6 protein-coding genes are annotated in these 7904 nt (G+C 68.0%); all 6 read left to right on the plus strand.

Annotated elements, in window-relative coordinates:
* The first annotated feature begins 108 nt into the window (after positions 1 to 108).
* The 6 genes from ACTIGN_RS14275 to ACTIGN_RS14300 all read left to right on the plus strand — a co-directional run bounded on the left by ACTIGN_RS14275 (position 109) and on the right by ACTIGN_RS14300 (position 7836).
* Entirely contained in the window at positions 109 to 1845 is a 1737-nt protein-coding gene (locus ACTIGN_RS14275; protein WP_439624913.1) for an outer membrane protein assembly factor BamB family protein, read from the plus strand.
* Positions 1846 to 2103: 258 nt separating this feature from the next.
* Entirely contained in the window at positions 2104 to 3288 is a 1185-nt protein-coding gene (locus ACTIGN_RS14280; protein ID WP_439624915.1) for a hypothetical protein, read from the plus strand.
* Between the two features lie 47 nt (positions 3289 to 3335).
* The gene (locus tag ACTIGN_RS14285; protein WP_439624917.1) at positions 3336 to 4130 is read left to right on the plus strand and encodes a DUF4058 family protein; all 795 of its coding nucleotides are present in this window, start codon (positions 3336 to 3338) and stop codon (positions 4128 to 4130) included.
* 14 nt (positions 4131 to 4144) lie between these two features.
* Positions 4145 to 5584, plus strand: a complete 1440-nt coding sequence (locus ACTIGN_RS14290; RefSeq protein ID WP_439624918.1) for an aldehyde dehydrogenase family protein — start codon at positions 4145 to 4147, stop codon at positions 5582 to 5584.
* Positions 5585 to 5603: 19 nt separating this feature from the next.
* Positions 5604 to 6719, plus strand: a complete 1116-nt coding sequence (locus ACTIGN_RS14295) for an iron-containing alcohol dehydrogenase (protein WP_439624920.1) — start codon at positions 5604 to 5606, stop codon at positions 6717 to 6719.
* Between the two features lie 22 nt (positions 6720 to 6741).
* Complete coding sequence (locus tag ACTIGN_RS14300) at positions 6742 to 7836, plus strand: outer membrane protein assembly factor BamB family protein (RefSeq protein WP_439624922.1); 1095 nt, start codon at positions 6742 to 6744, stop codon at positions 7834 to 7836.
* Positions 7837 to 7904 lie beyond the last annotated feature (68 nt).

Raw genomic sequence — 7904 nt, forward strand, 5'->3', positions numbered from 1 at the left:
GAGGGCGGCCCCTACGAAACTAGCCTCTGGTAGGGGCCGCCCTCCGTGGCGGCCCGCGTGAGGCGAACGACCCAACACAGTACACTCCCCCGACAGCGGATACCCCACATGAACCGATTCTCTGCGACCTCCAAAGCGCTCCTCGCCAGCGGCACCCTGATGGTGTTCGGTGCTGCCGTCGTCTTCTCCGGCGGCACCGCGCCCAACGCGCAGCCCGGCACCGAGGAGAAGAAGGCCGGCCCGAGCGACCACACCATGTTCGGCGGCACCCTCGACCGGAACATGGTCAACACGAAGGACAAGGGCGTCCCCGACAAGGTGGACCCGGAAGGGGCGGACGTGCTGTGGAAGGCGGCGCTCGGGAGCCGCGCCTACGGCGGCCCGATCATCGCCGCCGGCAAGATCGTGTGCGGCACCAACAACGAGCAGCCCCGGAACAAGCGCGACGTGGGCAAGGACGGCGAGCCGATCGACCGCGGCGTCGTCATGTGCTTCGACGAGAAGACCGGCAAGTTCCTGTGGCAGGCGGTCCACGAGAAGCTCCCGGCCGGTCAGGTGAACGACTGGGAGAAGGAGGGCGTGTGCTCGACCGCCAGCGTCGAGGGCGACCGCGTCTACTACGTCAGCAACCGCTGTACGGTCGTGTGCGCCGACGCCAACGGCATGGCCAACGGGGTGCAGGGCAAGCCGCTCTCGTTCCTCGACAAGGCGACGAAGAAGGTGGTCGAGTTCAAGGACCCCAGTGACGCCGACGTCATCTGGGAACTCGACATGATCAAGGAACTCAACGTGTTCCCGCACAACATGTCGGCCGGCTCCCCCCTCATCGTCGGCGACATCCTGTTCGTCGTGACGGCCAACGGCGTGGACGCGCAGCACCTGAACATCCCGTCGCCCGAGGCCCCGAGCTTCCTGGCCCTCGACAAGAAGACCGGCAAGGTGCTGTGGAAGAGCAACGCCCCGGGCCGGAACATCATGCACGGCCAGTGGTCGAACCCGGTGTTCGCGGAGATCGAGGGCGTCAAGCAGGTCATCTTCCCGGGCGGCGACGGGTGGCTGTACAGCTTCGTCCCCGAGTCCGGCGAGCTGATCTGGAAGTTCGACTGCAACCCGAAGGACGCGGTCTACGAGCTCGGCGGCACCGGCACCCGCAACGACTTCATCGGCACCCCGATCGTGTACGACGGCAAGGTGTACATCGGCATCGGCCAGGACCCGGAGCACAGCACCGGCATCGCGCACTTCTACTGCATCGGGCCGAAGAAGGACAAGAAGGGCGACGTGTCGAAGACCCTCGTGGACGGGTACAAGAAGCCGGGCGAGCCGATCAACGAGCGGCCGAACCCGAACTCGTGCGAGCTGTGGCGGTACGGCGGCATCGAGGACCGGCCCAACGCGCCCCGCGACTTCAAGTTCGGCCGCACCATGTCCACCGCGTGCATCGTCGATGACGTCGTGTACATCGCGGAACTGAGCGGGTTCCTGCACTGCCTCGACGCCAAGACCGGCAAGCACTTCTGGCAGTACGACACCAAGGCCTCGATCTGGGGCTCGGCGTACTACGTGGACGGGAAGATCCTCCTGGCCAACGACCAGGGCGATCTGTTCACGTTCAAGCACCTGAAGAAGCAGGAGGTGTACGACGAGGTGGCCGCCGGCGCGACCGCCGCGACCCCGAAGGCCGCCCGTGAGGAGCACAAGAAGGTCCGGGCCGCGGTCGAGAAGGCGTACCTGCTCTCGAAGGTCGAACTCGACGCCCCGGTCCGCAGCACCCCGGTCGTGTCCAACGGCGTCCTGTACGTCATGACCGAGAAGACGCTGTACGCCTTCAAGTGCGGCAAGTGACGACCCGGCCTTTTGGATTGGATTCTGTCTGGTGGGGCAGGCATTCGTGCCTGCCTCCCGACGCGACCGGAGGCAGGCACGAATGCCTGCCCCACCAGGGGCCACTGAACCACGCGATCCGGTATGTATCGGGTGCGGTCCGTGCCGCCCCGGCCGCGCCCGGGTCGGGAAAAGCCCGCGGATTCACCGTCCGCGGGCGCGCCCGTCCGGCTATGAATACCTGAGAACCGCACCACTCCCCAACCGAGCCATCCCACCGTGAAAGACACCCCCGGCAAGCCCGCGCCCGTCACCGGAGCGACGCTCGAAGAGAAGATCAAGAACGCCCGCGCGCAGCTCGACGCGCACGTCCGCGAGACCGTGCGCTGGCACTTCACCCCCGAGACCGGCACCCCGTTCTGGCTGGAGAAGGCCAAGACGTTCAACTTCAACCCGCTCACCGACGTGAACGGGTGGGACGACGTCAAGAAGTTCCCGATCTTCGAGGACGAGTGGCTCCGCGGCGGGCCGGTCCGCAAGTGGGTGCCGAAGGGCATGGCCGACCGCGCCGTGTACGTGTTCGAGACCGGCGGCACCACCGGCCTGCCGAAGTCCCGCATCGTCATCGACGACTTCAAGATCGACTACGAGATGATGTCGGACACGCTGCCCGACCAGTTCTTCCCGGAGGGGAGCAACTGGCTCATGCTCGGGCCGAGTGGCCCGCGGCGGCTCCGGCTCGCGATCGAGCACCTGGCCCAGTACCGCGGCGGCATCTGCTTCGCCATCGACCTGGACCCGCGGTACGTCGTGAAGTGCCTGAAGGAACGCAAGGTCGCCGAGGCCCAGGCGTACAAGGACCACTGCATCGCGCAGGCGCTCACGGTGCTGGCCGGCGGGCACGACATCAAGTGCATGTTCACCACGCCGAAGCTCCTCGCGGCGCTCGACGAGGCGCTCCGCAACGGCAAGCTCGAGGACACGTACCGCTCGCTCGGCAAGCCGGTCCCCTCGGGCGGGCTGCGGTCGATCAAGAGCACGGGCATCACCGGCATCTTCTCGGGCGGCACCGAGTTCACCCCGGACTTCACCCGCGAGGCCATCGAGGAGATGCTCGACAACGGCGAGGTCTACATGACCCCGACCTACGGCAACACGCTGATGGGGCTGGCGTGCTCGAAGCCGGTCGGCCCGCACGACGGGTACAAGATCAGCTACTACGCCCCGCAGCCGCGGGCCGTCATCGAGGTGGTGAACCCCGACAACTTCGACGAGGTCGTCCCCTACGGCGGCACCGGCCGGGTGCTCTTGAGCACGTTCACGAAGGAGTTCTTCGTGCCGCGGTTCCCGGAGCGGGACGAGGGCGAGCGGGAGAAGCCGTTCGAGAAGTACCCGTGGGACGGGGTCAGCGGCGTCCGCCCGTTCGCCAAGCTCGCCGGCGGCACCGTGGTCGGCGTGTATTGATTCCTGGCGAGCCGGGAGCGTAAGCGACCGGAGTTCGGGGGCTACCGATGCCGTCGCCGTTTCCCGGAATGGACCCGTACCTCGAAGCCCCCGCCCGGTGGGGGGGGGTCCACACTCGGCTGATCGTTGCCGTCGCGACCGAACTCAACCGGGTGTTGCCGGACGGCGTTGTCGCCGAGATCGACGAATACCTCTGGGTGCATGACACGGAGTCGGAAGAGGAAACCCTTCTCGGAAAGCCCGACGTGTTCCTGCCCGAGTCGGAGAAACGAACGGGCGGCGGGAAGGTGTCGGCCGGGGTGCAGGTCACCCTTCCCACCACCCGTGGTAAGCTACCGAAGAATCGGAAGCGGAAGAATCGCTTCGTGCAAGTTCAGACCGCCCGCGGGGAACGCGTGTTCACTGTCATCGAAATTCTCAGCCCGTCGAACAAGGGTGCGGGAGAAGATCGCGGTGCGTACGTTCAGAAGCGTCGGGAGTACCTTGCGACGGTGAATCTGGTGGAAATTGATCTGCTACGGGCAGGGCACCGCCTGCCGATGGGTCGCCCGACACCACCGGTATCAGACTACTACGTTTTCTCTTGCCAACGGGACGATTACCCCGCGACCGCAACGTGGGCTTTCTCCGTCCGGGAATCACTGCCGACTATCCCGGTGCCGGTCAACAACCAGTTGAGTGACGTGCCTCTGAACCTCGGCGGGTGTCTGAGTCGCGTCTACGACGAGGGGCGGTACTCGGACAAGGTCTCATACGACGTCCCACCTGACCCGCCGCTCGACCGGAGCGACGCGGAGTGGGCCGCCGAACTATTGAAGAAGCACGCGAAAAAGAAAAAGTAACGGAACCCACACCCATGATCCAGATTCCCGCGCTGCGGTTCGGCAAGGTCTACACCAGCATGGACAAGGCCACGCTGGTCCACCACGCGACCGGCGAGCCAGTCGCCGAGGTGAGCCAGGTCACCGGGTCCATGATCGCCCGCGACCTCGGGCAGATGGAGCGCGCCCACCGACAGCTCGCCGCCATCCCGGTCCGCGACATCCTCGCGATGTACAAGAAGGCCGCGGACTACTTCCTCAACGCCACGCTCCCGTGCGGCGACGCCGAACTCACGTTCGACGAGTACGTCCGCAACCTGTCGGCCACGACCGGCAGCGCGATGGTGTTCTGCGACCGGAACGCCCGCAAGGTGCAGTACGTCCTCGCGAACATCGAGGAGGTGATCGCCGGGCTCACCCGCGGGCTGCCCGTCGAGGCGCTCGACACCGGGTACACCACCTCCACCGGCAGGATGCAGGCGTTCTACCCCACGACCGACGTGTTCGGGGCGGTGCTTCCGTCGAACTCCCCGGGCGTCCACTCGCTGTGGGTGCCGACGCTCGCGTTCAAGATCCCGCTGCTGCTCAAGCCCGGCCGCGAGGAGCCGTGGACCCCGTACCGCGTGCTCCAGGCGTTCATCAAGGCCGGCGTGCCGCAGAACGTCCTCGGGTTCCTGCCGACCGACCACGCGGGCTCGGCCGACATCCTGCGGCTGTGCGGCCGGAGCATGGCGTTCGGCGACGACCGGAGCATGGCCCCGTACAAGAACGACCACCGGGTCGAGATCCACGGGACCGGGTACAGCAAGATGATCTTCGGCGAGGACCAGGCCGATTCGTGGGAGAAGTACGCGGACCTGCTCGTGGAATCGATCGCGGCCAACGGCGGCCGGGCGTGCGTGAACGCCAGCGCCGTGTGGACCCCCCGCAACGCCGACGCGCTGGCCCTCGGGCTCGCCAAGAAGCTCGCGGGGGTGAAGCCGCGGGCGTGGGACGACCCGGCCGCCGAGATCAGCGCGTTCGCCAAGCCCGAGGTCGCCGAGGCGATCAACGGCATGATCGAGGAGGGGCTCAAGACCCCCGGCGCCCGCGACGTGACCCAGGAGGTCCGGGGCACCCCGCGGCTGGTCAAGGAGGGCCGCATCGCGTACCTCCTCCCGACCATCGTGCGGTGCGACTCGCCGGACCACCCGCTGGCCAACAAGGAGTTCCTGTTCCCGTACGCGAGCGTCATAGAATACCCGCAGGCCGACGTTCTGAAGCGGATTGGGTACACCCTCGCGGCCACCGCGCTGACCGACGACACCGGGTTCATCGCCGAGTGCATGGCGTGCGCGAACATCGAGCGGTTGAACATCGGGCCGCTGCCAACGAACCGCCTGACCTGGGACCAGCCGCATGAAGGGAACCTCTTCACCCACCTCTACAAGCAGCGCGCCCTCCAGCACGCCCCGCGGGCCGCTGCCGGCGTTTGACTTCCAGCCGCTCGGCCGGGTGGTCTCCGAGGCCGGGGCGCTCGCGCGCCTCGGCGAGGCGGTGCGGGCCGTCGGCGGGTCGCGGGTGCTGCTGGTCACCGACCCGGGGCTCGCCTCGGCCGGGCACCCGCAGCGGGCCGCCCGCGTCATGACCGAGGCCGGGCTCGCGGTGTTCACGTTCGACGGCGTCAAGGAGAACCCGACCGAGCGCGAGGTCGACGCGGGGGTCGTGTTCGCCCGGACCCACCACGTCGACTGCATCGTCGCCGTCGGCGGCGGCAGCTCGATGGACTGCGCCAAGGGGGTGAACTTCATCCTCACCAACGGCGGCCGCATGGCCGACTACAAGGGCCACGACCGGGCCACGAAGCCGATGCTCCCGTCGGTCGGCGTGCCCACCACCTCGGGCACCGGGAGCGAGGCCCAGAGCTACGCGCTCATCACCGACGAGCGGACCCACCTGAAGATGGCGTGCGGCGACAAGAAGGCCGCGTTCCGCGTCGCCATCCTCGACCCCGAACTCACCCTCTCGCAGCCCAAGTCGGTCACCGCGGTGACCGGCATCGACGCCGTCGCGCACGCGGTCGAGGCGCACGTCTGCACCAAGCGGAACCCGGTGTCGCAGATGTGCTCGGCGGCCGCGTTCCGGCACCTGGAGCGGAACTTCGAGGCCGTGCTCAAGACCCCGACCGACCTCGCGGCGCGGTCGGCGATGCAGGTCGGGGCGTACCTCGCGGGCATGGCGATCGAGAACGCGATGCTCGGCGTGTGCCACAGTTGCGCGAACCCGCTGACGGCCCACTACGGCGTCACCCACGGCGTCGCGATCGGCGTCATGCTCCCGCACGTGATCCGGTTCAACGCGTCGCAGAACCCCGAGGTGGACCGCCTCTACGCCCAGTTGCTCGGCGACCACGCCCCGGCGAACGGCCGGCCGGCCGGCGAGGCGATCGCGGCCCGGATCAGTGAACTGACCGCCGCAGCGGGCCTCCCGCAGTCGCTCAACGAGTGCGGGGTGAGCCGGACGATCTTGCACCTGCTCGCCGAGGAAGCCAACCAGCAGTGGACCGCCCGGTTCAACCCGCGGCCGGTCGCCGAGGACGACATCCTGGCGCTCTACGAATCCGCCTGGTGACCCACCCGCCGAGGGGCCGAACATGAGCCGCTATCTTCCCGCCGTCTCGGTCCTGCTCCTGATGTCCGGCCTCGCGCTCGCCGACTGGCCGGTGTTCCGCGGCGACGCCACCATGACCGGCGTGGGGGTCGCCAAGCTCCCCGACCAGCTCGAAGAGCGGTGGGCGTTCAAGTGCGGCGACGCGGTCGAGAGCGCCCCCGCGGTCGTCGGCGACACCGTGTTCGTCACCTCCCTCGACAAGCACCTGTACGCCCTCGAACTCGCGACCGGCAAGCAGAAGTGGAAGGTGAAGCTCGGGGCGATGAAGGCGTCGCCAGGTGTGAAGGGGGGCCGCGTGTACGTCGGCACGCTCGACGGCGTGTTCCACTGCGTGGACGCCGACGGGAAGGTGGTGTGGAAGTTCGAGGCCGAGGGCGAGATCCAGGCGTCGGCGAACTTCCACGGCGACAACGTCATCTTCGGCTCGCACGACTCGAACCTGTACTGCCTGTCGCCCGAGGGGAAGAAGCTCTGGGCGACGGCGGTGGACGGGCCGATCAACGCGGCCGCGGCCGTGGTCGGCGACCGCACGTTCGCGACCGGGTGCGAGAACGGCGTCCTGCACGTCATCGACGCGAAGACCGGCAAGGAACTCGGCAACGTGGACCTGAACGGCTCGACCGTCGCGACGGCCGCGGTCGTGGGCGACGCGGTGTTCGCGTGCATGGAGTCCAACCAGGTGGTCGGGGCGGACCTCAAGAACCTCAAGAAGACGTGGGCGTTCGAGGCCCCGAAGCGGCAGCAGCCGTTCCACGGGTCGCCGGCCGCGACCGCCGGCCTCGTCGTCGCCGGGAGCCGCGACAAGAAGGTGTACGCCATCGACGCGGCGACCGGCACCGAGAAGTGGAGCTTCGCGACCGCGGGGCAGGTCGACGCGTCGCCGGTGATCGTCGGCGACCGCGTGTACGTCGGGTGCCTGAGCGACGACGGCAACTTCTACGTGCTCGACCTGAAGACCGGCAAGAAGCTCCAGGAGCTCGAACTCGACTCGCCGGTCGGCGGCTCGGCCGCGGTCGGCCCCGACTGCGTCCTCGTCGGCACCGACAAGGGAAAGCTCTTCTGCCTCGGGAAGAAGTGATACCAAGTCTGGTTGATGGCTTCCTGTAGCCGGCCTCTGTGAGGCCGGTGCTTGGGGACTCCCCGAGG

Source organism: Gemmata sp., from assembly GCF_051859125.1.
Taxonomy (GTDB): Bacteria; Planctomycetota; Planctomycetia; order Gemmatales; family Gemmataceae; genus Gemmata.